The 24,236-nt window shown below is 65.0% G+C and carries 19 protein-coding genes; 11 read left to right on the forward strand and 8 right to left on the reverse strand.

The genetic code is table 11. The features are described 5' to 3' along the window. The first annotated feature begins 16 nt into the window (after nt 1-16). A complete protein-coding gene (glpX, locus tag ABEA12_RS11245; protein WP_210101726.1) occupies nt 17-1,039 on the forward strand; it encodes a class II fructose-bisphosphatase in 1,023 nt (340 codons plus the stop codon). Nucleotides 1,040-1,131: 92 nt separating this feature from the next. On the opposite strand, the gene manA is transcribed toward glpX, so the two are convergent. The 4 genes from manA to ABEA12_RS11265 are packed head-to-tail and all read right to left on the reverse strand — an operon-like array spanning nt 1,132 to nt 5,772. Next, nucleotides 1,132-2,385, reverse strand: coding sequence for a mannose-6-phosphate isomerase, class I (manA, locus tag ABEA12_RS11250; protein ID WP_210101725.1), 1,254 nt, complete (start codon nt 2,383-2,385; stop codon nt 1,132-1,134). 38 nt (nt 2,386-2,423) lie between these two features. After that, the gene (locus tag ABEA12_RS11255) at nt 2,424-4,043 is read right to left on the reverse strand and encodes an LCP family protein (protein ID WP_345468199.1); all 1,620 of its coding nucleotides are present in this window, start codon (nt 4,041-4,043) and stop codon (nt 2,424-2,426) included. Nucleotides 4,044-4,051: 8 nt separating this feature from the next. Then, the gene (gene purE / locus ABEA12_RS11260; RefSeq protein WP_210101724.1) at nt 4,052-4,585 is read right to left on the reverse strand and encodes a 5-(carboxyamino)imidazole ribonucleotide mutase; all 534 of its coding nucleotides are present in this window, start codon (nt 4,583-4,585) and stop codon (nt 4,052-4,054) included. Then, on the reverse strand, nt 4,582-5,772 hold the full coding sequence (locus ABEA12_RS11265; RefSeq protein WP_210101723.1) for a 5-(carboxyamino)imidazole ribonucleotide synthase: 1,191 nt from the start codon (nt 5,770-5,772) through the stop codon (nt 4,582-4,584). The genes purE and ABEA12_RS11265 overlap by 4 nt, the downstream gene beginning before the upstream one ends. Before the next feature lie 196 nt (nt 5,773-5,968). Here ABEA12_RS11265 and ABEA12_RS11270 point away from each other — a divergent pair, with 196 nt between their 5' ends. After that, on the forward strand, nt 5,969-6,532 hold the full coding sequence (locus tag ABEA12_RS11270; RefSeq protein ID WP_210101722.1) for a GtrA family protein: 564 nt from the start codon (nt 5,969-5,971) through the stop codon (nt 6,530-6,532). A gap of 185 nt (nt 6,533-6,717) precedes the next feature. On the opposite strand, the gene ABEA12_RS11275 is transcribed toward ABEA12_RS11270, so the two are convergent. Beyond that, on the reverse strand, nt 6,718-7,452 hold the full coding sequence (locus ABEA12_RS11275; RefSeq protein WP_210101721.1) for a TIGR03089 family protein: 735 nt from the start codon (nt 7,450-7,452) through the stop codon (nt 6,718-6,720). Between the two features lie 290 nt (nt 7,453-7,742). Here ABEA12_RS11275 and ABEA12_RS11280 point away from each other — a divergent pair, with 290 nt between their 5' ends. Genes ABEA12_RS11280 through ABEA12_RS11290 form a run of 3 tightly spaced genes read left to right on the forward strand, consistent with a single transcriptional unit; the run spans nt 7,743 to nt 13,572 of the window. Next, nucleotides 7,743-8,270 carry a WhiB family transcriptional regulator gene (locus ABEA12_RS11280; protein WP_345468204.1) on the forward strand — a complete coding sequence of 176 codons (528 nt, stop codon included), beginning with the start codon at nt 7,743-7,745 and terminating at the stop codon, nt 8,268-8,270. Between the two features lie 29 nt (nt 8,271-8,299). Beyond that, nucleotides 8,300-11,686 (forward strand): glycosyltransferase, encoded by a 3,387-nt coding sequence (locus ABEA12_RS11285; protein WP_210101720.1) that lies wholly within the window; start codon nt 8,300-8,302, stop codon nt 11,684-11,686. Next, the gene (locus ABEA12_RS11290) at nt 11,683-13,572 is read left to right on the forward strand and encodes a DUF5719 family protein (protein ID WP_210101719.1); all 1,890 of its coding nucleotides are present in this window, start codon (nt 11,683-11,685) and stop codon (nt 13,570-13,572) included. Before ABEA12_RS11285 ends, ABEA12_RS11290 begins: the two co-directional genes overlap by 4 nt. Here ABEA12_RS11290 and ABEA12_RS11295 read toward each other — a convergent pair whose 3' ends face one another. Beyond that, on the reverse strand, nt 13,573-14,082 hold the full coding sequence (locus ABEA12_RS11295) for a metallopeptidase family protein (RefSeq protein WP_210101718.1): 510 nt from the start codon (nt 14,080-14,082) through the stop codon (nt 13,573-13,575). Nucleotides 14,083-14,178: 96 nt separating this feature from the next. Between ABEA12_RS11295 and ABEA12_RS11300 the strand changes: the two genes are divergently transcribed. The 4 genes from ABEA12_RS11300 (at nt 14,179) to ABEA12_RS11315 (ending at nt 17,966) form a co-directional block, all read left to right on the forward strand. Further along, entirely contained in the window at nt 14,179-14,577 is a 399-nt protein-coding gene (locus tag ABEA12_RS11300) for a DUF3499 domain-containing protein (protein ID WP_345468208.1), read from the forward strand. A 10-nt stretch (nt 14,578-14,587) separates the two neighbouring features. Beyond that, nucleotides 14,588-14,785 carry a Trm112 family protein gene (locus ABEA12_RS11305; RefSeq protein WP_210101716.1) on the forward strand — a complete coding sequence of 66 codons (198 nt, stop codon included), beginning with the start codon at nt 14,588-14,590 and terminating at the stop codon, nt 14,783-14,785. Nucleotides 14,786-14,797: 12 nt separating this feature from the next. After that, a complete protein-coding gene (ahcY, locus tag ABEA12_RS11310) occupies nt 14,798-16,264 on the forward strand; it encodes an adenosylhomocysteinase (RefSeq protein ID WP_210101715.1) in 1,467 nt (488 codons plus the stop codon). Between the two features lie 238 nt (nt 16,265-16,502). Beyond that, entirely contained in the window at nt 16,503-17,966 is a 1,464-nt protein-coding gene (locus tag ABEA12_RS11315) for a TIGR01906 family membrane protein (protein WP_210101714.1), read from the forward strand. 107 nt (nt 17,967-18,073) lie between these two features. On the opposite strand, the gene ABEA12_RS11320 is transcribed toward ABEA12_RS11315, so the two are convergent. Together ABEA12_RS11320 and ABEA12_RS11325 are read right to left on the reverse strand one after the other, a co-directional pair. Next, a complete protein-coding gene (locus ABEA12_RS11320; protein ID WP_210101713.1) occupies nt 18,074-19,921 on the reverse strand; it encodes an AMP-dependent synthetase/ligase in 1,848 nt (615 codons plus the stop codon). 72 nt (nt 19,922-19,993) lie between these two features. After that, on the reverse strand, nt 19,994-21,601 hold the full coding sequence (locus ABEA12_RS11325) for a dolichyl-phosphate-mannose--protein mannosyltransferase (protein ID WP_210101712.1): 1,608 nt from the start codon (nt 21,599-21,601) through the stop codon (nt 19,994-19,996). 65 nt (nt 21,602-21,666) lie between these two features. On the opposite strand from ABEA12_RS11325, the gene rsmI reads away from it, so the two are divergent. Beyond that, complete coding sequence (gene rsmI, locus ABEA12_RS11330; protein WP_210101711.1) at nt 21,667-22,515, forward strand: 16S rRNA (cytidine(1402)-2'-O)-methyltransferase; 849 nt, start codon at nt 21,667-21,669, stop codon at nt 22,513-22,515. Nucleotides 22,516-22,677: 162 nt separating this feature from the next. Next, entirely contained in the window at nt 22,678-24,162 is a 1,485-nt protein-coding gene (locus ABEA12_RS11335) for an NAD-dependent succinate-semialdehyde dehydrogenase (protein WP_210101710.1), read from the forward strand. Nucleotides 24,163-24,236 lie beyond the last annotated feature (74 nt).

Raw genomic sequence — 24,236 nt, forward strand, 5'->3', positions numbered from 1 at the left:
AACGACGAGGAAGACCGTGACTGAAGCCACGAATTTTGCCCACCTGTCCCCACGACTTTCGGTCAAGGACGCGGAACCAGACCGCAACTTGGCCCTTGAGCTGGTCCGAGCCACCGAGGCGGCTGCCATTGCATCGAGCCCTTGGGTCGGTTTCGGCGACAAGAACACCGCCGACGGCGCAGCAGTCGATGCCATGCGCTCACTGCTCTCCACGGTCTCCTTCAATGGTGTCGTAGTCATTGGCGAAGGCGAAAAGGACGAAGCCCCCATGCTGTTCAACGGCGAACGCGTGGGCGACGGAACCGGCGCCGAATGCGATGTCGCCGTTGATCCGATTGACGGAACCCGTCTCGCCGCCCTGGGCATCAACAATGCGCTCTCGGTGCTGGCCGTCGCTGACCGCGGTTCGATGTTCGACCCCTCTGCAGTGTTCTACATGGAGAAGCTGGTCACCGGCCCGGAAGCCGCGGAGCTCGTTGACCTTCGCCTGCCGGTGAAGCAGAACCTGCACCTGATCGCCAAGGCCAAGGGCAAGCGAATCAGCGAAATCACCGTGTGCATCCTTGACCGGCCGCGTCACTCCAAGTTGGTGGATGAAATCCGTGCAGCAGGTGCGCGCACCAAGTTCATCATGGACGGCGACGTCGCCGGAGCCATTGCCGCGACGCGCGAGGACACGGGGGTAGACGTGCTGATGGGAATCGGTGGAACTCCCGAGGGCATCGTCACCGCCTGCGCCATCAAATCGCTCGGCGGTATCATCCAAGGCCGCCTGTGGCCCATCGACGACGATGAGAAGCAGAAGGCCATCGACGCCGGCCACGACCTGGATCGTGTGTTGACCACCAACGACCTGGTTACCAGTGACAACTGCTACTTCTCCGCGACGGGCATCACCGATGGCGACCTGCTGCGCGGGGTGCGTTACAAGAACAACCGCATCCACACCCAGTCGATCGTGATGCGCTCGAAGTCCGGCACCATCCGGTTTGTCGAGGGTGAGCACCAGTCCGACAAGTGGGAAGCCTACACACGCTAGAACCCATCCCGGCCTTTCAAGTCAAATGCCTCGGGGCCAGCCAGGAACCACTTCCTGGCTGGCCCCGAGGCATTCTTGCGTCCTTTTCGGTGCTAGGAGATCGGCTGCGGTGTCACGGCAAAGGCGCGTCCGGTGGCATTGGCGCTGCGCCGTGCCATGGCGGGGACTTCGTTGGCGGGAATGAACACCGAGTCGCCGCGGTAGAGCAGCTCGTTCCCGCGCGGTGTGTCGATGAGTAGCTGGCCCTCGACGCAGAGCACGATCACCGGGCCGTTGGCGGCCACCGGAACATCCCCGCCGCCCATGCCCGAGGAGTCCGCGTCGGAACCCAACTCGATGTGCTGGAGCTGGAACTCTGCGTAGGGCGGGGTGAAGACCTGCTGTCCGTAGATGGTCTCGGCGGCATGGAGCTCGGGCACGCCGCGCGACTCGAAGCGCGTGATGGCCATCAGCTCGGGAACATCGATGTGCTTGGGAGTCAGCCCGCCACGGAGCACGTTGTCCGAGTTGGCCATGACTTCGATCCCCAGCCCACGCAGGTATGCATGCACGACCCCGGAGCCCAGGTAGATGACCTGACCGGGGGAGAGCACCACCAGGTTCAGCAGCAGAGATAGCAACACCCCGGCGTCGCCCGGATGGTGTTCATCGATCCGTGGAAGCTCCGCCAGCGCGGGGTCCGCAGCCAGTTCCGGCTTTCTCCCGAGGGCATCCAGGGCGGCTGAGCGCAGCTGGCCCACGTCGTTGCTTCCTCCAAGTAGGTACTCGAACGTCGAGCGCAACGCCTCGGCCTCGTCGGGTGTGGCCAGCAGGGAGATGATACGCGTGCAGGTCGCGGCGCCCGGGGCATCGAGCACGGCACCGAGCGCACCGAAGGAGGCAGAGGCCTGTGCCGGTGACCGGAAGCCGCTGAGCGCGACGAAATCGGTCAGTGCGTAGATCATTTCCGGTTTGTGCGATTCATCCCGATAATTCCGGGTCGGGGCATCGGCAGCCAATCCGGCCGCGTTTTCCATCCGGAAACCGGCTGCTGCCTGCTCGGCGGAAGGGTGGACCTGGATGGACAGGGGCTTGCCTGCGGCCAGCACTTTCATCAGGAACGGAAGCCCGGAGTAGGCCCCGGCGACCTCTGGGCCCAAGAAGGCCTCAGGATCCGCGGCGATCAGCTCGTCCAAGCCGACCTGCCAGCCTTCGTCGCCGGCCCAAGCGATGGAGGGCTCAGCGGGGTGGGCTCCGAGCCACATCTCGGCCTCTGGCTTGCCACTGGGATCGATTCCCAAAAGCCCGGAAATAGTGCCCTTGGACCCCCAGGCGTAGTCACGGATGGTGTTTGTCAGGCGATACATCGTTGTCCTTTGGACTGGGAAGGATTCTTACGCCCGGATCAGGGCACCGAGCATTCATTGTTGTTGGCGGCAATTTTTTCCAGCGTGCCGGTGGCGCCGATTTGTTCAAGGGTAACCAGGTACTTCTCGGTCAGTTCCGAGCCATCGGGCTGTTCAGTGGGTGCATCGGAGGCAACGGTGCCGATTTCCCCGGGCTCCGAATTGCGCTCGGGCGCCGAGTCGGTGCCCGGTGTTTCGTCCGCCGGGGACTTCTTAGCCGGTTTGCTGGCCTTGGGGGAGGAAGTCTCGGCGGGCTTGGTCGCGGACTGGGCAGCGATCAGGTCCTCGATGCGGGTGTGAATGGCATCGAAGTTGGGGTACGTGGAGAACTTGTCCCCGGCGGACCCGAAGTCAGGTGCGCCCAGCGTCAGGCGCTTGAACGGGGTCTTGCGGGCCTTGTCAGCAAGGTTCAGGAAGGAACCGAGCTGTTGCTGCGGGATATTGGTCTCCACCAGCTCCTCCCCGGCGTCCATGACCTCGGTGAAGCGGGTCAACAGGGTCTGCGGGCTGAACTGCTTGATCATGGCCTGCTGCAGGCACTGCTGGCGGGCAATCCGGTGGTAGTCGGTGGTGAAGTCGCGGGAGCGGGCAAACCAAAGGGCCTGCTTGCCGGTGAAGTGGTGCTCGCCGGGGGCGAACCAATGCGTGTTCACCGAGGAATTGGGCCAGTACTTGGCGTTATAGGGGACCCAACCACCGGAGACGACATCGACACCGCCCATGGCGTTAATGAATCCGGCGAACCCGCCCATGTCGATCATGACATAGGCCTGGACCTTCAGGCCCGTGGTGCCCTCGATGGCTTCCATCGTGGCCTGGGCGCCGGGGTTGGCCACTCCTGGGTAGAGGTCGGAGTGGTTGTCCGTGGCATCGCGGTAGATGGCGTTGAAGAGGCACTCGTCGCCGCAGTCGTACCCCTCCGGGTACACCTTACGCATGGGGGAATCCTTGGAGAACTGGGCGTTCTGCATGTTGCGCGGGATGGAAATCAGCAGCGATTTGCCGGTCTTGGCATCGACGCTGAGCAACGACATGGAGTCCGTGCGAACACCCTCGCGGTTTCCGGCCGCATCGGCACCAAGCACGGCGATGTTGTAGCGGCCGTCAACAGGCTTGAATGCGGGCCCGGGGGAGAACACCGTGGCAATGGTCTGCCTGCCCTTGTTCAATACGAACGCGCCGTATCCCATGGCACCGGTGATGCCCAGGGCAAGCACCAGCAGCGTGGCTATAAGCCCGATGCGTGCACCGGGTGCCAGGTACCGGGGCTTGATGATGGCCAGGGTGTTCAGGAACATCAACAGCCAGCCCACGGCAAGCGCCACGAGCAGCACCGAGACGGCGAACTGAACGGAGGTCCGGGCCAGCAGACCCAAGAGCCAATCGCGCTTGAAAAGCGCCAGGGCCAGCACCGCCAGCAGCAACACCCAGCACGCCATGGTGATGCGCATAACGAACCCGCCCAGTGCGCGTTTCCCCGAAACCCATTGTGCGCTGCCGGGGAAGATCGTTGTCAGCAGCAGCAGGAAGAGTGCGCGCTTGGTGCGCACCGGTGCCGGAGACGAGACGGGATCCGGAAGCAGGTCCGAAGAACGGGAGTTACGGCGGGTTGATGACATGGGGGTCCTTACGTGCCGGGGGCTTCGTTTGCCACGGCGGCGCGCAAGACGGCGCCCTTCTCGGAGGCCACCTGACGCAACGATTCGGCGAAGGTGATGAGCTTTTCCTGCAGCCCTGCGGCGAGGTCGTCGGCACCGATGGCGAGCATCCGCACGGCCAGCAGGCCGGCGTTGCGTGCCCCGCCGATGGACACGGTGGCCACAGGGACACCGGCGGGCATCTGCACGATCGAGAGCAGCGAGTCCATGCCGTCCAGTGTCTTCAACGGCACAGGCACACCGATCACGGGCAACGGGGTGACAGAGGCGAGCATGCCCGGAAGGTGCGCGGCACCTCCGGCACCGGCAATGATGACCCGGATGCCGCGGGTGTGCGCAGCCTTGCCGTAGGCGATCATGTCCTCGGGCATGCGGTGGGCCGAAACGACGTCGGCTTCAAACAGGATGCCGAATTCGTGCAGGGCCTCGGCGGCCAGCTTCATCACCGGCCAGTCCGAGTCCGAGCCCATGACCAAGGAAACCATCGGGGCCGTGGTGTTCATGATGCTTGTCCTTCAGCGGTGGCGGAATTGGTGGCGGGTACGCCGTCGCGGATCAGCGAGGCAACGGTGTTGGCCCGCGCACGCAGCGAATCGACCGATTCGCCTGGTTCGGAAACGACATTGACGTGCCCGATCTTGCGTCCCGGGCGCACGGACTTGCCGTAGGCGTGGACCTTGACCCGTGGTTCGGCGGCAAGTGCTGCCAGGAACGCGGTGAACAGTTCCTGGTTGGCGCCCCCGAGGTAGTTCTTCATCACGGTCGTTTCGGCCAGCGCATCGGTGGATCCCAGCGGCAGGTCAAGGACCGCGCGCAGGTGTTGCTCGAACTGGCTGGTGATTGAACCGTTCATGGTCCAGTGCCCGGTGTTGTGCGGGCGCATGGCCAGCTCGTTGATCACGAACCCGGCACCTTCGCCGGGGGTCTCAAAGAGCTCGGCAGCCATCACACCGGTGACGCCGAAGGCTTCGGCGATCTTCAGGGACGCCGCCGCGGCCGCACGTGAGACTTCCTCGGGAAGATCCTTGGCCGGGGCAATGACCTCGTCGCAGACACCATTGACCTGGATGGTGTGCACCACATCCCAGCCCTGTGCCTCACCGGAGGGGGTACGGGCCACCAAAGCGGAGAGCTCGCGGGAGAAGTCGACCTTGTCCTCGGCCAGCAGTGCGCCGTTGCCGAACCAGTCGGAGGCGGCGCGGGCTTGCCTCGCGTCATCGAGCATGCGCACGCCCTTGCCGTCGTAGCCGCCGCGCGGGGTCTTGAGCACGATCGGCCAGCCGATCCGGTCCCCGAAGGCAACCAGTTCATCAACGGTTTCCACGGCGGCCCAGGCAGGGTTGGGCAGACCGAGCTCGGCAATCGCGGCACGCATGACCAGTTTGTCCTGGGCATGGATCAGCGCAGCCGGCCGGGGCTGGACGTTCACGCCTTCGGCAATCAGGGTCTGCAGGTGCTCGTTGGGTACGTGCTCGTGGTCGAAAGTCATTACGTCGAGTCCGCGCGCAAACTCCCGCAACGTTGCCAAATCCTTGTAATCACCTACCGGTGCGTCGGCAACACAGCGCGCAGCTGAGACATCCGGGCCCTCAGCCAGGATGCGTAGTTCGAAGCCGAGGTTCAGAGCCTCGGGGGCCATCATTCGTGCGAGTTGGCCTCCGCCAACAACGCCAATCACTGGAAACGTCACTTCCCTAGCCTACCCAACCCACGTGCCCACAAGTGGTGCCCCAAGCGAGTTTGGACACCTTTGGCAGTGAACTTTCAGCGAATAACAGTAGAATAGGCTGGTTGACCGTCTCAAGAAGTCGCGGTTCAACTGCGTTGCGGCCATCGGAAACCAGCCATCTGGCAGCGAAATGCATTGACACGAACCATGGAGGATCATGCTGACGAAGATCTGGAGCAAACTCATGGGCCTTGTGTCCATGATGTGGCGGGAAGTTGCCAAATTTGGTGTGGTCGGGGGCGTCGCTTTCATCATTGACTCTGGCATCTACCTCTGGATGCTCCAAGGTCCCATGCATGACTCGGAGGTCAAGGCCAAGGTCGTGGCCGGCATTGTGGCCACGATGTTCTCCTGGGTGGCCAACCGCTTCTGGACCTTCCGCCATCGCCGTCAGGCCAACGTCGTGCGCGAGCTGGTGATGTTCCTCATCATGAACGCCATCGGGTTGGGAATCGCTGCGGCGTGCGTTTTCGTCACCAAATACTGGATCGGTCTCACCGACACCACGAGCTTGTTCGTTGCCGGCTCGGTAGTCGGTCTGGTGCTGGGCACGATCTTCCGTTTCTTCGCTTATCGCTTCTGGGTCTTCGGTGCCGAGATGGACGAAGAAGAGGAATTCGCCCACGACCGCGAGCTGCTCACGGTCGGAGCCGAGCCGTCCCCGGCCGAAGCCGTTTCCGAGCACCCTTGCCCGGCGCCCCAATCACCTAGCAGCGTTTAGGGCTTACCGGCACGCCCGGGATAGACATTGGCACCGGCCTTGGTCGGTGCCAATGTGCGTTAACCCGAAAATGGTCCTGCGCGGTCGTGCACAAAAACAGGTTCATGGCCACAGCAGGCGCAGGCGCGGGGGCACTTTCGACATGTAGCGCGTTGCCGGGTGCTGCGCCTCCGGGTCAGAACGGTCTAGGAGTCTTGGTCCAGGCGTGTGACGACGCGCTCCCCGCTGAGCAGAGATTCGGTGATCGCCACGCCGTCCTCCACGAGCACCACGGGATTCCCGTCGATCCACTGTCCCAGCATCGCCGGGAGCAGCTGCTCCAAGGGCCATGAGGAGCTCAGCAGGGCGACACCGGAAGCCTGGCCGTCCGTGGTTTGGGCAAAGAGCTGGGTGTAGGACAACGTGCCGGCATCGGAGACCAAAGCAACGGCGGAAGTGTCAATGGGCGAGGCGGAGAAAGAATCGGCGTAGGAGCGGACCTCCGAGGCGTAGTCCGTGGCACCGACTGGAAGCTGACCGGCAAAAGCCATGGCCAATGCGGGCAAGGGGACGGCCATGACCTCCACGGAGCCGTTGACCGCCAATGTGCGGGGATCGGCGGTAATGAAGACGTCGATGTCCCCCGGGTTGGTTCCAGGGGCCACGCAACGGAGCTCGGCCCCAAGGTGCCAGCAGGCCAGTGCCAACGCCACGGACTTCCAATGGCCGCTCATATCGGTGGCCACAATGCTGTCCGGGGCCAAATCGAATTCCTCGTGCAGGAGGTTCGCGCTTTTGGCTACCCAGTTGTCAAAGACCCGTCCGCTGAGCTCGACTCGTTCCCCGCTTCTCGAATACCAGGTGAGGTACGGGTGGGTTGAATGACGCATCGGTGCCAAGAGCGATTCGACGGGGGATAACGAGTTGGTATCAATGGGCATGTGAAGCTCCTTGTCAAGCCTGTGAATTCCCCCGGAATCGGCAGACCTGCGTATTCCTGCGCTGTCCCGGGGAAGCCTCGGGCGTGTCGTGGACGAAAAACGGGCACTTGTGTAGCTAAAATCATCGATCGAACTTGACGCGACCGGAGTTACACCAGTGTAATTAGATAGTGCACCGTCTGGGAGAGTGGATTTATCTCTCGGCGGCCCCTGTTCGGGGGCCGTCGCTACCGCTCATCCTACGGTCTTTTTTTGTTATCTAGTTCGTAACGGCGGAAGGTTGGTAAACCATGGGGAACGTGGATCGAAGCTTCAATGAAGTCGCAACGACGGCCGTTGCACCAAACTACGACAGGTCCAGGTCAGTACCTGCGGACTGGTTCGTGGACCCGGCGGAGCCCGGTCCGATGCCGGAGCAAAACGGTGCAAGGACCTTGACCCAGGCCGAGGAGACCACTGCCTTCCTGCTGGCCCACGAGGCTGCCAGCGAGCTTGTCGAGCCGACCCCGTCGTGGGCGCCAAGCCTCGATGCTGCGATGGACAGCAAGAACCCTGCCCAGGCAATCTGGATCGGATTGGGAGCCGAAGACGAGGAGGGCGAACTGGGATGGCAGTCCGAGGCACTGTGTGCCCAGACCGACCCCGAGGCTTTCTTCCCCGAAAAGGGCGGGTCGACCCGGGACGCCAAGCGGGTGTGCGGTGGATGCAACGTGCGCTCCGAGTGCCTGGAATACGCCTTGACCAACGATGAGCGCTTTGGAATCTGGGGCGGCCTATCGGAACGCGAACGTCGTCGTTTGCGGAAGCGGGCAGTCTAATTCTCTCTCCGATCCACGTCACCGCCATTGTGGCTGCCCACAATGGCGGAGCTTTTTTGCCCCGCACCTTGGCAGCGCTGCGCAACCAGACACGCCTGATCGACCGTTTTGTCGGTGTCGACGCGTCCTCCACCGACGGCTCGCAGGAGCTGCTGCGCCAGCACCTGCCCTCCGACGCCACGATCCTTCAGGTGCCCGAGCACAGCTTTGGGCACTCGGTGATGGCCGCGGTGCAGTCGCTGGGCCAGCCGCGGACCGGACGCACCGAGTGGCTTTGGCTGATCCACGACGACTCGGTACCCGAACACAATGCACTGGAGAAGCTGCTCACCGTTGTCGAAGCCACCGAATCGGTGACCATCGCCGGGTGCAAGCAACTTGACCTGGATTCCCCGCGCCGCCTGCTGGATGTGGGACTGGGCGTGAACAAGTACGCCGAACGACTGACATTGATCGAAATCGACGAGGTCGACCAGGGCCAATACGACGCTCGCACCGACTCCTTCGCGGTGACAAGCGCCGGAATGCTGATCCGCCGTGATGTCTTCGAAGCCCTGGACGGCTTCGACCCGGCACTTCCAGGCCTGGGCGATGACATGGACCTTTGCTGGCGAAACCGACACATGGGCAACCGCGTGGTCATCGTTCCCGCGGCCAAGATCCACCACAAAGCAGCCGTGGTCCGGGCACTGGCCGGACCGGCCGAAACCCGCCGCGCCGAGGTCTTCATGAGGCTGAAGCACGCACCGGCCTGGGCCCTCCCGTTCCTGGTCGTCGGCGCCGTGCTGGGAGGCTTCTACCGCTTCTTGTTCTCCGTGCTGGCCAAGGACCCGGCCTACGCCTTTGGCCAACTCGGGGCCACCTTCCGTGCCGTGGGCACACCCCTGAAACTCTCCCGCTCGCGTGCCGCAGCCGCGACGACCCGCAAGGTTCCGCGCAAATCGATATCCCGGTTGCTTACCGACCAATCACTGGTCCTTGAGCACCGAAAGCACATGCTCGATTCGTTGGACGGGGAGACGGTCTACGGCGACGGCACCGGAGCCACCGCTTCCCAAGACCCCAGCGGCGATGCCCGCAACGACTTCGCGGCCCTTGCCGCACCTAACCGCACTTCCGCCTTTGTCAGCACGGTGATTGCCGCCCTGGTGGCACTTGGTGTTTCCTTGGCGGGCCTGCGCGCGCTCTTTGGCGCCAAGGCCCTTGCCGGCGGCGCCATGCTGCCGCTGTCCACCCAGGCCGGCGAGATCTTCACCAATGCGACCTCGTGGTGGGCGAACCTCGGGGCGGGAAGCCCCGCCGGCGGGGATCCCATCGACTACTTCTACTGGCTGCTTGCCCTTCTCGGGGGCGGAAACGCCAATGCTGCCGCCGTGGTGCTGACCATGCTGGCGATGCCGCTGGCCGCGCTGAGCGCCTGGCTCGGGCTGGGTGCGGTCACCCGCTCGCGTGCCGCCCGCATGCTCGGCGCCCTGCTCTGGGGCCTTGCCCCGGTCATGCAGGTTTCCCTGGGCTCCGGTCGTGCAGGCAGCGTGCTGGTGCACGTGCTGGCACCCTTGCTGCTGCTGTCCCTGCTGCGTTCGGTGGGTGCCGGGGTCGACTTCAAGTCACGTCCTGGCACCACCGAACGCGTCGCTTCGCGCCCCGGTGCCGGTGGCATTGCCTCCTGGACCGCCGCCGCCGCGGCAGCGCTGCTGCTTCTTCCTGTCTCCGCCGGATCCCCGGCCGCAGGGCTCGCACTGCTCGTGCTGATCGTATTGGGGGCCATCACCTTGGGCTCACGGGCAAAGACCCTGTGGTGGGTGCCCCTGCCGATGCTTGTCTTCCACCTTCCACTGGTGGTTGGCGCGCTGAAGAACCCGCGCGTGCTGCTCACCGACCCGGGCCTCGCGCTGCCCTTCGACGCAGCACCGCTCTGGGCACAGGCGCTGGGTTTTCCCACGTCTTTCGAGCCACTGGGCATCCCGGCCGGTCTCGGGCTGCTGCCCGAAGGTCCGTGGGCACTGGTCCTAGTGCTGTTGGTGGGAGCCCCGCTGTTGGCATTCGCCGTCTTTGGCCTCTTTGCCGGCGGACGCAATGCCTCGGCGCCGTTGGCCCGTTCATTGTGGCTGATGGGCATGCTGATGCTCGCCGCAGGATACTTTTCGACGCTGGTTCCCTCGGCGGTGGCCGGGGATGTCTTCGTCAGCGCGTTCAACGGACCCTTCATCTCGTTCTTTATCCTGGCGTTGCTCTTTGCAGCGGGCCTGGGGATCTCGGTGTTGCGCGGCGAACGGCCTGCCGCCCGGATTTTCCCCGGCGACGGCACACCGCGTGTGGCAACCGGGGCGCTGGCGTGGGCCTCGGCACTGTTGGGGATTTCCGTCATCGTGGCCGGAGCCAACTGGATCGTGGCGCAGAACCCGCCCGCCGCCGGGGCCAAAGCCACAACCAGCCTCGGGGCCACGAGTATCCTGGCGCCGGTGTCACCACGTACGCTTCCGGCCACCGCCGCCGATCGCGGGCTGGGCGACTACGAGGACCGCACCTTGGTGCTGGCCCAGAACAGTGACGGCGCGGTGAGCGCGGCACTGATGAACGGGGCCGGAACCAGCGCCGACGGGCTGTCCCAAACGACTGCCGCCGAGCGGGTAGTGGGTAACTTGTTCGCTCCTGAGCTGCGAGAGTCCGACAATGCCGACCGCCTGATCGAGCAATCCGTTGCCACCTTGGTGTCGAACTCCGCACTTGACCCGCGCGAGGAGCTTTCGGCACTGGGCGCCGGGTTCGTGGTGCTGCAGGACCAGCGCCAGACAGCCTCATCCCTGGTAGCCCGCCTTGACGCGGTCCCAGGACTGGTCGCCGTGGGACAGACCGAGTCCGGCTGGCTCTGGCGGGTTGAACCCAAGGCCAAGATCCCCGGAGTGGACAATGCCACCGATTCGACGTCCCGGGTGCGCATCGCATCGGGTTCGGGCACCGTTGGCCTGTTGCCCTCGCACCGGGCACGCGTCTCGGGAGCCGAAGTCGCTGCCGGGGACGCAGACAGGCTTGTGGTGATGGCCGAGCGCGCCGATCCAGGCTGGAGTGCAACCTTGGACGGGCATGCACTGACACCTCTCAGCGTTGCCGCCGACGACACCAAGTCCGTCGATGCCAATGTCACGGGCGCCGAAGCCGCGCAGTGGGCACAGGGCTTCGAGCTCGGTGCCGCCGGCGGGGTGCTGGAAGTGAGCTACAACAGTCCTTACCGGGTCCCGGTAGCCATCGCGCAGAGCGTGGTGCTGTTGCTGGCGCTGCTGCTGGTCATACCGATCCCGCGCAGCAGACGCTTTTCCGCCAGGCGTCTGGACGAGTACCGCACCCGCGGCAAGGCTGAAAGCATTGACGAGCTCGATCGCGGACGCCGTGGTGCCGCTGTCAAGGAGAAGAAGTGAAAAACGATTCCCGCAGGGCACGACGCGAAGCCGAACGCGCGGCTGCTGCCGCCCGCGAAACCGCCGGGCTTGCCCCCGGGGCACCTACGCCCCTCGAAGCCGAACCGGCCAAGGAAGCAGCCCCGGCGGTAGTCGGTACCCCGGCCCCGGACCCGGAATATGCTGCGGAACAGGTGGCAGCCACGACTGCGGATACCTCCACGGAGGCCCCCAACGCGGCGAAACCGGCTGAGGGTAACCCCGTGGCGACGGATTCGAAGGATGCGGCTACTCCCGCCTCTGCCCTCGGGGCACGAGGCCAACGGCCAAAGAGCCGGACCCGCATTGCCGGTGTGCTGGGCTCCATCGGTGTGCTGTGCCTCGGAGCCGGTGCCATCACCGCCGGCTCCGTGTTTCCGCCGGCGGCCACCGGCCCGGGCGTCGAGGTCGCGATGACCTCTTTGCCGGCCGGGGACTCGCTGGCTTCCTGCCCGTCGACCATGAAGCTCTTTACCGGTGCCGGAACGGGTGTCGACCCGGAGTTCGAGCCGGCCTCCAAGGACGCAAAGACCTCGGTACGTGCTGCCGTGCTCTCCGATTCAGCGGGACGGATCCCTGGCACGGAAATGCTCAAGACCGACGGAAGCGTGGAAAAGACCATCGCACCGCGACTGAGCGCAAAGGACGCAGAGGAACGCCGGGGGGCCGGGGAGGACGGCACATCCGAGCGTAAGGGCGCAGTAAGCCCAGCCAGCGGCTACGCCGAGGCCCTGACCGCCCATGCCCAACCCTTGGGAGGGGTCAAGTCCCAGGTCGCGGCAGTTCGCTCCTACATGGCCACAGATGGGGACCTAGCCGGGCTGGCAATCGCCGGATGCCCGGCACCGGCAGCGGAAACCTGGCTGACCGGCGCGATGACCACTCCCGGGTCCACCGCGGTGCTGAACCTGGTGAACCCCTCGGCTTCCGTGGCACAGGTGCGCATCGACCTGCGGGGTGGCGAGGGCACCGTAGAGGCCGCGAACCTCCTCGGGCTCGCCGTGGCCCCGGGGGAATCGAAGTCCATCGTGCTGGCCGGGTATGCACCGGATGAAAAGGTTCTCTCGGCCAAGGTGACTTCCTCCGGCGGGCGGGTGAACGCGACAATCCAGCAAAGCACGTTGCGCGGGCTCGTCCCCGGCGGCGTCGACTACCTGGGGGCGACAGCGAGCGCAGAAAAAACCCAAGTGATCCCCGGTGTGGCGATCCTGGATCCGAAACTCGCAGCGGACCTTGCCAAGCCCGGCGCCAACGCGGACGCCGCGGCCGAATTGGTGTTCGCCGCGACCTCCTCCGAGGGAGCAACGGTGCAGGTCAGGGCACTGGGTCCCGGTGGCGAGGTCCCAATCCCCGGGGGAGGGGAAATTGTGCTGGCCTCCAACGCCACCGCAAGCATGCCGCTGGGCGGGCTTCCGGCCGGGAACTACACCTTCGTGATCGAGGCCGATTCGGCGGTGAGCGCGAGCGCGAAAATGGTCCGAGGCACCAAGGCCGATAAGCCCATCGACCAGGCCTGGGCAGGTGCGGCCAGCAGGCTGGGCAGCGAACACCTGATGGTACTGCCTTCGGAGGGCAACGCCAGCGTGGTGCTGACCGCCCCCGAGGATTCCGCGACCGTGAGCGTGCGCTCGTTGGGTTCGGACGGCAAGCTCTCGGCGGCCCGTGACGTCGAGCTCTCCGGTTCCAAGTCCGCGGTGCTCTCAAAGGCCGACTTCGGTGACGGGGCTGCCGCATTGGTGCTCTCGGCCACTGGTGCCCCTGCCTACGCGGCAGCGGTGGTCACCGACGGCGCCTATGGTATCGGGGCGCTTGGCCTCAGCGATGCACCGCTGGGCCGCGAGGGCGTCCGGGTCGTGTTGCGCGACTAGTCAGCGCAGCGGGCCCCAAATCCCATACTCGGGATCGATGGCTTGCGGGTCCATCGCCCACATATCGGCCAGCTGCTCGACGATCGAGATATGGATCAGTTCGGGCAGCAGGTCCGCTGAATGGACGCAGGCCTGCTCGATGGTCCTGCGGTAAAGGGTGATCCGTTCGGTGCGCTGCGGCCTTGCCGAACGGTTCGTCGCCCAAGGCACCCGGCTTCCGGCGTTTTGCGCTTGCTGCAGCACCTTGGTGCTGGGGACCATCATGATGCGGAAATCAATGGAGCTCACTCGAGCGCCCCAGCGGTCCGCTAGGCGCTCGGCGGATTCGATGAGCAGGTCCTCGAAGCGTTCGGCCCGGGTCTTGGCGCCGGGCAGAGGTGGCGGCATCAACACCCCGCGCCGGCCGCGTCCGTGCCGGTTGCGCTTGCGTTCGGCGAAAGTCCGGGTGCTCCCGCTGTGCAGCGAGGCAGGATCGCGCCCATCCAAATCGATCGACAGTTTTCCGGACATGCCTTTAGCCTAATCCACCGGTGGCCCTCGATGTTCGGTGGTTCGCACGGCGATGCGCCGCCTGCCGCGGGTTTGGCTGCGGTAGTCTGTGTGATCGTGGGATCATCCAGACTTTGTTCACGTTCGGCGTGCCGCCAGCCGGCTGTCGCCACCCTGACCTATGTGTATGCCGACTCGACGGCGGTGCTGGGACCCTTGGCGACCTATGCCGAACCGCATTGCTACGATTTGTGTGCTCCCCATGCCGAGCGGCTGACCGCTCCGCGGGGATGGGAGGTCCTGCGCCTAGCGCGCCCCGAGCAACAGCGGGTGGGCCACGACGATTTGTACGCGTTGGCCCACGCCGTGCGGGAAACGGAAGCCGAAAAGAGGGTTGCCCCGCCGATCGAAACCCCGGTGCCGCGCAGCGCACCGACGGCCATCGAGCCCGGTGATTCACGCACGATGACCCGGCGGCACCTGCGAGTGCTGCGCGAAGGGAAGCAGGAGCCCTAAACTGGGGTCCATGTCGAATCTCTCAGCCCAGCTCACTGCCCAGCTCCGTTGCCCCATCACCGGTTCCGTCCTTGAACAGCGCGGTCAGCAGCTGGTCTCTCTAGGTACCGGTCCCAACGGAGAAACCTACGGCTATTCGATCGTTGAGGGCATCCCCGTCATGCTGGCCAACGAGGCCACGTCGCTCGACGCCAAGAGCAAGGGCTAGGGGGAGTCCGTCATGGGTATCGATTACAAAATTGCCGACCTGGCCCTGCATGGGGCAGGACGCCACCAGATCCGCTTGGCGGAGCATGAGATGCCGGGCTTGATGTCGCTTCGCGAGGAGTTTTCCGCATCCAAGCCCTTGGCCGGGGCACGCATCGCCGGTTCGCTGCACATGACCGTGCAGACCGCCGTGCTGATTGAAACCCTGGTGGCCCTGGGCGCACAGGTCCGTTGGGCTTCGTGCAATATCTTCTCCACCCAGGACGAGGCCGCCGCCGCAGTCGTGGTGGGCACCGGCACCGAGGCGGAACCGGCCGGGGTCCCTGTCTTCGCCTGGAAGAACGAGTCCCTGGAGGAATACTGGTGGACAGCCGAGCAGATCCTCACCTGGCCTGGTGCCGCCGAGGATGCAGAACTCGGCCCGAACATGATCCTGGATGACGGTGGGGACGCCACCATGCTTGTCCACCTGGGCGCGGCCTACGAGGCGACGGGCACGGTTCCCGGTGCCGAAACCGCCGAAAGCCACGAACAAGGGATCGTGCTTGGGACCCTGCGCGCCTCATTGGCTGCGGACCCGGGCAAATTCACCGCCATAGCCGGGAAAATCCTGGGGGTCAGCGAAGAAACAACCACCGGGGTGATGCGGCTGAACCAGATGGCCGCCGCCGGGACGCTTCTCTTCCCCGCCATCAACGTCAACGACTCGGTGACCAAGTCCAAGTTCGATAACAAATACGGGATCCGCCATTCGTTGCCCGATGGCATCATGCGCGGAACTGACGTGTTGATCGGCGGCAAGGTCGTCGTGGTGTGCGGCTACGGGGATGTCGGCAAGGGCGCGGCGGAGGCCATGCGCGGCCAAGGTGCCAGGGTCATCGTCACCGAGATAGACCCGATCTGCGCGCTGCAGGCAGCCATGGACGGCTATCAGGTCGCGGCCCTGGAATCGGTGCTGGAACTCGGCGACATCTTTGTCACCACCACCGGCGGCAAAGACATCATCACCGCTACGCACATGCAGGGGATGAAGAACAAGGCCATCGTGGGTAACGTCGGGCACTTCGACAACGAAATCGATATGGCCGGGCTGGCTGCGATCCCGGGCGTCCAAAAGGTCGAGATCAAGCCCCAGGTCCACGAATGGATCTTTGGGACCGGCACCGAGGCGGCACGCTCCATCATCGTGCTCTCCGAGGGCCGCCTGCTGAACCTGGGCAATGCCACGGGCCACCCCTCCTTCGTCATGTCAAACTCCTTTGCCAACCAGGTGATCGCCCAGATCGAGCTGTACACCAAGGCCGGCAACGGGGAATACTCCAAGGCCGTCTACGTGCTGCCCAAGATCCTGGACGAGAAGGTCGCCCGGCTGCACCTGTCCGCCCTGGGGGTGGAGCTCACCGAGCTGTCGCCGGCGCAAGCCGGATACCTGGGCCTGGACGTCGCTGGACCGTACAAGGCGGAGAACTACCGCTACTAGGGTCGGGTGCTTGGAGCCAGGAGCCTTCGGTGGCTGCTCCGCCATGGGGCAGCCACCTGGCTTTCCTTTTCGCCGGTGCCTCCGCGCTGCCGACACGCGGGGCCCAAACAGGCTGGTGGGGCTCGAGGGAACGGTTCGATCGATAGTCTTGGACATGGTGCGTTTGGCAACGGGTGCTTGGTGCCCGCTGCGCTTCGCACCGTAAGCGCACCACATGTCAGAGTTTTGAGGGAGAAGCATGGCTGAGCAGGACGAACCGCAGACCGGCAAGCCGGATACGCCGCCATCCGCACCGGCAAGGCCCCCGTCAACACCCGATGCCGAGGCAAGGCCAAAGCCCGGCTCCGGCTCGCTGAGTGCTGCCGCAGAAGCCGCAGCAGCCAAGATCGAGGCCTCGATCCTGGCATCGCGCGCGGCGGAAGAGAAAAAAGAAGCAGAAGCAAAGCAGGCGCTCGAAGCCAAGAGGGCCGCGGCTGCCACAAAGGCCGCCGCCGAGAAAAAGACCGCCGAGGCCAAGCCCGTGGCGGCTCCTGCGACCAAGACTGTCCCCGCTTCCGAGGCAGCGCCGGCGAGCAAGTCCGCACAGGCCGGGAGCCCGGCCGCACCCGCGGTGAAACCTGCTGCAAAGCGTGCCGCGCAGGCCGGGAACCCGGCCGCACCCGCCGTGAAGCCCGCCGGTGAACCCGTGGCCAAGCCCAAGGCGCAGGAGCCCGAAGAAGTCGAGGACATCATTGCGATGATCCCTCTCGAGCCGCGTCCCGGGGCCGACACCGTCTCTATCTCCCCGGCGACCAATGCCCCTGCCCCGGGGAACGTCGAGAAGACCCAGGCACTGCCGCGTCCGGCCGCGGCGGCTCCCGGCGCCGGTTCGCCGCCGCAAACGGCCTCTGCCATCGCCGAGGCGCGCAGCCGGGTGTTCGGCGCCTACAACCCCGGTCCCGAGCCGACTCCGGCTGCTCGTGAGCGCCGGGCAGCGCGCCAGGCCGCACTGGAAGCGAAGCCGCCATTGGCGCGCACCTTGCAGGTACTCCTGGCCGTCTTCTATCCCTTGATCTTGCTGATCGCCGCCATCCGGCTGATTGCCAGCCCGATCTTCCTGTGGTTCGACTACCAGCGTCCCGGGTTCCCGGCCGACGGCTTCGGGTTCAGTACCGCCGACAGGATGACCTATGGGTCTTACGGCGTGGACTTCCTGAACAACATCGCGGACAACAGGTATCTGGGGGAGCTGCGGGATCCTGCCGGGAACCCGTTGTTCCTGGGCACCGAGGTCCAGCACATGGCCGACGTCAAGAACGTCATGTCCTTCACCTACCTTGCGTGGGCGATCATGGGTGTCATCGTCATCTTTTCGTTGGCCTACCTGGGCAAGCGGTATTCGGGCGGTATCCGCCGCGGGCTCTTCGCCGGATCGGTCGCAACGCTGATCCTGCTCGCCGGGCTGACCACCGCCGCGATCTTGGGCTGGGAGAAGTTCTTCACCACGTTCCACGAGATCTTCTTCTCCCAGGGAAACTGGACGTTCAACTATTCGGACACCCTGATCCGTCTCTATCCGTCGCAGTTCTGGGTGGATGCGGCCATCGCCATCGGTGCCCTCGTGGTCATCACGTCCTTGCTGACCCTGATCTTCACCTGGCCCACGGCCCGGCGCCGCGAGACATCTAGGTTGCGCCAGGACAGCCGGGTCTTCGGGCTTTAAGCGCAGCGGCGCCATGGCAGCACCGCGAACGACGGATCCCCGGTGGTGGCCCCGCAACACGCATGAAGCGGGCCCCCACCGGGGATCCTTGTTTCCCTCAGCGGGTCCTAGCGCTGGTAGAGCTCGTCTATCCGCGCCGAGAAGTCCTTGATGACATTTGCGCGCTTGAACTTCAGCGACGGTGTCAGGTGCCCTGATTCCTCGGTGAGCTCCGCATCGAGGAGAACGAACTTGCGGATGCCTTCGGCCTTGGACACCGTCGCGTTGGCGGCGTCAACGGCAAGCTGGACCTCTGCAAGCACCTGCGGGTGCACCGCGGCCTGTTCCAAGGAGAGCTCACCGAGCGAATTGGCGCGGCACCACGGTCCCAGTTCCTCCGGGTCCAGGGTCAGCAGCGCAGCAATGAACGGCCGGTTCTCGCCCACCACGATCGCCTGGTCGACCAAGCGTGAGGCACGAATGGTTTCCTCCAGAGGCCCGGGAGCCACGTTCTTGCCGCCGGCAGTCACCAAGATGTCCTTCTTGCGGCCGGTGATCTTCAGGAATCCCGAATCGTCCAGCGTCCCGGTGTCACCGGTCCTGAAGAAGCCCTCTTCGTCGAAGGCCTCCGCGGTGGCGTCCTCGTTGTTGTGGTATCCGGCAAAGACCCCGATTCCCTTGATGAGGATCTCCCCGTCCTCTGCGATGCGCACAATGGTCCCGGGGATCGGGACGCCCACGGTGCCAACACGCACGTTCTTTGCCATGTTCACGGTTGCCGGGGCGGTCGTTTCGGTCAGCCCGTAACCCTCGAGCAAACCCACTCCGGCGCCGCGGAAGAAATGCGTGAGGTCGGGGTTCAAGGCACTGGCACCGCAGATGGCGTAGCCGACGCGGCCGCCGAGCACCGAACGTAGTTTGGGGTAGAGCACCTTGTTGAACAGGGCATGCTTGGCAAGCAACACCAGGGAGCGGTGCGCCTTGAGCCCGCGGGCTCGGGCGTCGGCGATCCGGGAGTATTCGATGGCCACGGCCTCGGCCTGGGCAAAGAGCTTGCCCTTCCCGGACGCCTCTGCGGTGTTCGAGGCGGTGGTCCGGATCTTTTCGAAGATCCGGGGCACTGCCAGCAGGAACGCGGGCTTCACCTCGGCCAGGTCGGCCACAAGCGTGGAAGCTGAAGAGGTATGGGCAATGGTTGACCCGGCGTGTACGCAGATCTGCTGGACCGCCCGGGCCAGGACGTGGGCCAAGGGCAGGAACATCAGGGTTCTCTCCTCGGTGCCCAGTACCGGTGCCATGTGCGGAGCGATGTTCACGGCAATGAGTGAGAAGTTTGCATGGGTCATCATGCATCCCTTGGGGCGCCCGGTGGTGCCCGAGGTGTAGACCAGGGTTGCTGTGTCGTGCAGCCCGGCAGAGGCCCTGGCGGTTTCGACCTGGGCGTCGGTGAACGTGCTGCGCGCCCCGGCCTCGACGAGTTCTTTCAGCCCGGCGGCGGGGATCACCGCAGGGTCCGAGCCCTCATTCCCCTCGAAGGAAAAGACGGTGACTTCTTCGCCGAGGGATTCGGCGGCCTGCCGGACGATGCGGGCGCGACGAGGGTCCTCGGCGAAGACATGCCGGGTACCGGAGTCCTTCAGGATCCACTCGACCTGAAACGGTGAACTGGTCTCATAGATGGGCACCGAGATGCCGCCGGCGAACCAGATGGCCTGCTCGGCCATGGCCCACTCGTAACGGGTCGATGACATGACCCCGACGGTGTCACCCGGTGCTATCCCGCGCTCCAACAGCGTCTTGGCCAAGGACCGCACGTCGGATAGGAAATCAGCGGTTCCTACGTCGATCCACGATTCACCGCGCTTGACGCTGAACAGCGCTGCACCTTTGCCGCGGGCCTTCCGATCCAGGAGCAATTGGGTGGTATTGAAGTCCTGTGGCAGTTCCTTGATCACTGTGGTGCTAGCTTCGCGCATGGTGTGGAGGCCCCCCGTTGGTCGGCATGTGGTGTTGACCATAGTGTATGTTACTGAACAGTAGTAAGGCGACTATCCCCAGCTGGGCATCCAGATGTGGTTTCGCCAGCTGTCGTAGGTGATCATTTCCCCGGTCCACACCGGCAGGAAGTACGCCGAGACGAGCACCACCAGTGCCAGGAATATCCCGATGATCCACACCGCCTGTCGCCGATGCCACGGGGTGTGGCGGTCACGCGGCAGGAACCTGCCCATGACGTAACACAGCGCAAGGACCATGAACGGGGCGAAGGGCAGGGTGTAGAAGAAGAACATCGTGCGATCCGGGTACGCGAACCACGGCAGGAACCCGGCGGCCAACGCCGAAAGGATGGCTCCGGCGCGCCAGTCGCGGGCCCCGATCCAATAGAACAGCACCAACAGCAAGCTCAAGGTCGCCGCCCACCACATGATCGGGTTCGGCAAATCGGTGATGGCCTGGACGCAATTCTGGGAGGTGCATCCGTACTCGCCGTCACCACGTGATTCGTAGAAGAAGAGGACCGGGCGCCCGGCAAAGAGCCACGTCCACGGCGAGGATTCCCAGCCGTGCGAGGAACCAAGGCCCTGGTGGAAGGCATACGCCGCCCGGTGGTATTCACCCAGGGACCGAAAGACCCCCGGGATCCAGTCCCACGTCGCCGACGGGTTTTCCGCGGCCCATTGGCGGTAGCGCCCGTCCGCAGAAACCAGCCACCCGGTCCAGGTTGCCAGGTACACCGCGAACGTGGTGGGAATGATCAACAGGAAAGCCGGGATGCCGTCGCGAAAAAGACCTGCAACGATCCAGTGCCGGATGCCGGCTCGTCGCCGTGCCGAGAGATCCCACAGCACGGTCATCAGGGAAAAGACGGCGATGAAGGACAGTGCCGACCACTTGACCCCCGCGGCGCAGCCGAACATCACCCCGGCGACCAGGCGCCACGGGCGCCACCACAGCCACGGACCGTACCCCAGCAACCTCTCCGCAGGCCGGGAACCGTCCTTGGTGGCCAGCGCGCGGGCCAGCTTTCCACGTCCGTGGAAGCGGTCAAGGAGCAAGGCGAAGAAGCCGGCCAGCACGAAGAACATCAAGAAAATATCCAGCAACCCGGTGCGCGACATGACGATCTGGTGTCCGTCGACCGCGGCCAGCAGGCCCGCGATGCCTCCTAGCAGCACCGAGGAGAACAGCTTCTGGGCGACCAGGGCGCACAGCAACACCGCCAACGTGCCGAAAAGTGCGCCGGAGAAGCGCCAACCCAGGCCGTTGTCCGTGCCGAACAGCCACATCCCTGCGGCAATCAGCCACTTGCCCAGGGGCGGGTGGACGACGAAAGACGCCGAGTCCTTGGGCACCGGGTCCCCGGCAACGAACGCCTCGTTGGGGTTATCCCCCCACTCCAGCTCGTAGCCCGCCTCCATCATCGTGTAAGCGTCCTTGACGTAGTAGGTCTCGTCGAAGATCAACAGGTGCGGGTGTTGCAGATTGGTGAAACGCAGCACGGCCCCCACCAAGGTCACGGCCAGCGGAACGATCCAGCCCCACATGCCTGCGTTATACAAGGGGCCCACCAAGCGGTCCCTGAGGGCCTGGATTCCGAAGGCGCCGTCCGGGTCAATCACCCAGCGGCGAGTTCTCTGCGTGGTAGCGGTAGTCACTAGCAATACTCTACCGGCGCTTGGCGCCGGGACGCCGAAGCACGCTCGGGCAGTAGGCTTGGGGCGTGGAACTTCAAGATACCCCGGGACGGATCATCCTGGCGGCGACCCCCATTGGCAACCTGTCCGACGCGTCCCCCCGCCTGATCGAACTCATGCGGTCCGCCGATGTCGTCGCAGCCGAGGACACCCGGCGATTCCTGCACCTGGCACAGGGGCTCGGCGTTCGGGTTCCGGGCAGGCTGATCAGCTACCACGAACACAACGAAACCCACCGGCTCACTGAACTGCTGGAACTGGTCGCAGGCGGCGCCACGATCCTGGTGGTCTCGGACGCGGGAATGCCCGCTGTCTCGGATCCCGGGTTCAAGCTCGTCGAGGCCGCGGTGGCGGCCGGGGTCACCGTGAGCGCCGTCCCAGGGCCCTCGGCCGTACTCACCGCGCTCGCACTGTCCGGGCTGCCCACCGACAGGTTCACCTTCGAGGGGTTCCTGCCCCGCAAGGCCGGGGAGCGCACCAAGCGCCTCGAGGACCTGGCAACCGAGCAGCGCACCATGGTCTTCTTTGAGGCGCCGCATCGCCTTGACGCGATGGTCCGCGCGCTGCGCGACGTCTTTGGCCCCGAACGCCAAGGCGCCATCGCCAGGGAGCTGACCAAGATGTACGAAGAAGTGATCCGCGGCAGCCTCGATGAGCTGTTGGTCTGGGCCGAGGGCGAGGTCCGCGGGGAAATCGCCGTCGTCGTCGCCGGGGCCCCGGAAGGAGAACCTGCCCGCGCCACCGACCACGTCGGGCAGGTCCAGAGGCTTATCTCTGAAGGTTTGCGGCTGAAGGAAGCCGTGGCGGCGGTGGCCGAGACCGAACGCGTCTCCAAGCGCGAACTCTACGCGGCCGTGCTTGAAGCACGCGGCTAGCGCGAACGCTTCGAGTTCTTTGGGCTACCTGCACAACACCGGTGGCCCGTCATAGTGCAGTTTGAAATTTACAGGCCTTCCTCGCGGTACTAGCGTGGGACGGGAAGGGGAACAATGTTCTCCTAAGCCCCCCATTTTTAGCGATCAAGGGAGACCGCCGACATGAGTATTGCCCCCGCGCGTGAAACCGAACTACTTGCCTCCATCCCCACCGGCCTGCTGATCAATGGCCAGTGGCGAGATGCCTCCGACGGAGGAACCTTCGACGTACTTGACCCGGCCACCGGAGAAAAACTCGCAACCTTGGCCAGCGCCACCTCCGAGGACGCGATGGCCGCTCTAGATGCGGCAGACGCCGTCCAGGGATCCTGGGCACGGACCGCCCCGCGCGAACGCGCCGAGATCCTGCGCCGCGGCTTCGAGATGGTCACCGCCCGCGCCGAGGACTTTGCGCTGCTGATGAGCCTGGAAATGGGCAAGCCCCTTCCCGAGGCCCGCGGCGAGGTCACCTACGGCGCCGAGTTCCTTCGATGGTTCTCCGAGGAGACGGTGCGCGACTACGGCCGCTACCTCACCACGCCCGAGGGCAAGAACAAGATCCTGGTGCAGACCAAGCCCGTTGGCCCGTGCCTGCTGATCACCCCGTGGAACTTCCCGCTGGCCATGGCCACCCGCAAGGTCGCCCCGGCGATCGCCGCAGGTTGCACCATGGTGCTCAAGCCGGCGAAGCTCACACCCTTGACTTCCCAGCTCTTCGCCGCCGTCATGCTCGAGGCCGGCCTTCCGGCAGGCGTGCTCAACGTCGTCTCATCGGCCAGCGCCTCGAAGATCTCCGGTCCGTTGATGCAGGATGACCGGTTGCGCAAGGTTTCCTTCACCGGTTCCACCGCCGTGGGCAAGATGCTCATGAAGGCCGCAGCGGACAAGGTCCTGCGCACTTCCATGGAACTGGGCGGCAACGCACCGTTCCTGGTCTTCGAGGACGCCGATCTGGATGCGGCCGTCGAGGGTGCCATGGCTGCGAAGATGCGCAACATGGGCGAAGCCTGCACCGCGGCCAACCGCTTCCTGGTCCACGAGTCCGTGGCCGAGGAATTCACCACCAAGTTTGCCGCTGCAATGGGCGCGCTGAAGACCGGACGCGGCACCGACCCCGAAACCAACGTCGGTCCGCTAATTGATTCCGTTGCGCGCGACGATGTCCACGCATTGGTGGCCGCGGCCATTGAGGCAGGTGCCACCGCAGTGACCGGCGGCGCCCCCATCGAGGGCCCCGGTTACTTCTACGCACCGACGGTGCTGGCCAACGTCGCCAACGACGCAGCGATCCTGGGCGAGGAAATCTTCGGGCCCGTCGCCCCGGTCACCACGTTCCGCGACGAGGCCCACGCCATCGAGCTGGCCAACGCCAGCGAATACGGCTTGGCGTCCTACATCTACACCCGCGACCACAACCGCCTCTTCCGCGTGGCGGAGCAGATCGAGTTCGGCCTGGTCGGCTTCAACGCCGGTGTCATCTCCAACGCCGCAGCACCATTCGGCGGAGTGAAGCAGTCCGGGCTGGGCCGCGAAGGCGGCGCAGAGGGCCTGTCCGAGTACACCACCACGCAGTACATCGGCATCGCCGACCCATACGCGGCACTCTAGGTAACTGGCCAGAGGGCCACTTCCGCACCAAGACAGCGGCGCTTCCTTCCCCTCGATCCGATGAGGGGAAGGAA

Origin of the sequence: Paeniglutamicibacter antarcticus (assembly GCF_039544305.1) — a bacterium.
Taxonomy (GTDB): Bacteria; Actinomycetota; Actinomycetes; order Actinomycetales; family Micrococcaceae; genus Paeniglutamicibacter; species Paeniglutamicibacter antarcticus_C.